Annotated in this window: 3 protein-coding genes; all 3 read left to right on the top strand. The window is 30.9% G+C overall.

Features of this window, described 5'->3' with window-relative positions; all coding sequences use genetic code 11:
• Positions 1-148 precede the first annotated feature (148 nt).
• Entirely contained in the window at positions 149-550 is a 402-nt protein-coding gene (locus K5G00_RS29195) for a hypothetical protein (protein ID WP_238770128.1), read from the top strand.
• A gap of 260 nt (positions 551-810) precedes the next feature.
• Positions 811-1,077 (top strand): cupin domain-containing protein, encoded by a 267-nt coding sequence (locus tag K5G00_RS29190; RefSeq protein ID WP_238770125.1) that lies wholly within the window; start codon positions 811-813, stop codon positions 1,075-1,077.
• 64 nt (positions 1,078-1,141) lie between these two features.
• Positions 1,142-1,267, top strand: coding sequence for a hypothetical protein (locus K5G00_RS29915; protein WP_262921477.1), 126 nt, complete (start codon positions 1,142-1,144; stop codon positions 1,265-1,267).
• Positions 1,268-1,870 lie beyond the last annotated feature (603 nt).

The following is a 1,870-nucleotide window of genomic DNA, read 5'->3' as shown; positions in this document are numbered from 1 at the left end:
GCCCACCTGTCAAATCAGTTCAAAAAAATTACCGGACTTACTCCTTCTCATTTCAAAAAGCTAAAGAATAAAAGGCGGGATACACTTGAGGAAGTCTGAATAATTCGGGGGCATAAGAAACAAAGGATTATAAATTAAAAGGATGCTCATGAATCACAATGAAAAATATTATCTGCAGGAAATCTTTGAAAAATTTATTCAACCTAACTTTTCAATTGTTGATTATATTATTTTTTTTGAATGGGATAATATAACCAGGAATTACCGCTATGTAGTAACACCGAAGGAAAACAAAAACAAATTCATTAGTTTTTATTTGCATAAGCATGATAAAATTGATGATTTTAAAATGGTTGTAATTTACACAAGTGTTGGAGAATTCAATTCTCATAATACCCAAAAATTATTGTTTTTGATAGCTCACGATGATTTGGAGCGATTTAACCATTTCTACCAGGATTTTATTGATGATTTAAACGAAAAAAGTTTTAAAGAATCTCCCTTTGATTTCTATATTCCCTTTTTTGTTAAAAGTGGAAAAAAGGAATAGTCCCCAAAGTATTGTTATAATCACTCTCCAGTAACTCAAAGCTTTTATTTATACATAGTTTTTTTAAACCTGTTATTGGAGAAATAAATTTTTAATTCATCCTTATATCACAAAAATTCTTTGGCTTGGAAAAGAAGGGTGTTAAAACAAATGTGTGAATTATGTAAGTTATAGATTTAATAGTATAACATGTTGCATTTTGTATTAAGTACTTTTAGCATATGCAGGATAGAGAGATTGAGAAATCGAAGCAACATGTCTTGACTGAAATTGCCGAGTATGCAAGCGATTCAGTTATGAGTAAAACAATTATCAGGAAACCAACCGGAAATGTTAGAGTTATGGCATTTGATACTGGTAAGATATTGCCAGAGATTATTTTGCCTTTCGATATATTTATTCAAATCATAGAAGGGGATGCTGAAATAGTAATAAATAAACATTCAAACCTTCTAAAGACAGGGGAAGTGGTTGTAATCCCAGCTCACACTTCTTATTATATCAAGGCCAGCAAAAGATTAAAATGATTTCAACATTGATAAAAGCGGGTATGAAGAAAACACATTATAATAATATCTTAAAATAAAAAATATGGCAAAAAGCAAAGAAGGAAAAGAGAGAAAGAACGTGAAAAAGGAAGCGGTAAAAAGCCTGAAAGAAAAAAGAGCTGAAAAAGCGGCAAAAAAAGCAGGGAAAAGCGATTCAGGTTTAATTTAACCAACATTGCACTATTATTCTCATAAACTGAAAAAATGATGATGGAAAATGAATTTAAAGAAGGTGAGGTTGTAAGGTCAAAGTTTAATCCAACCCTGAATCTAGTGATCAGCAAGCATATACCCCCAATTTATTATTGCAGGACGCAAAATAAACCCTCCGGTAAAGAAGTTGCTTATTTTGAAAATGAACTTTTGTTGTACAACGTAAAAAATATAGGTGTAGTTACTTCCGGTAACAGATTATCCTAAAAATAAAACAATTGTGATAAGGGAGTTTTTGAGAAATAAGATGATTTTGAATTTCTGCTTCAAATGGAATACCAAAGGGAAAAGATAAGTGTTGAAGAAATAGCAGTTGACAAATTGAAACATAAAGATGGAAAACAAATATAAAGAAGGCGAGATAGTATATGCCAAAGTAAATCCCGGGCTAAAGTTGGTCATTCGACGTTATGTCGATAGAATTTATTATTGCAAAATTCAAGATGAGCCAGCTCGAAAGGAATTGGTGTATTTTGAACGAGAAATTCTACCCTTTTTAAGTGATACAAAAAGATAAATGAAGGTTTTAAATTCAGAGACAAATTTAAATGAGGTAATA

Origin of the sequence: Maribellus maritimus (genome assembly GCF_022267315.1) — a bacterium.
GTDB classification, from domain to species: domain Bacteria; phylum Bacteroidota; class Bacteroidia; order Bacteroidales; family Prolixibacteraceae; genus Draconibacterium; species Draconibacterium maritimum.
Note: the sequence above shows the minus strand (reverse complement) of the source record. Positions and strands in the feature narration are given on the sequence as shown.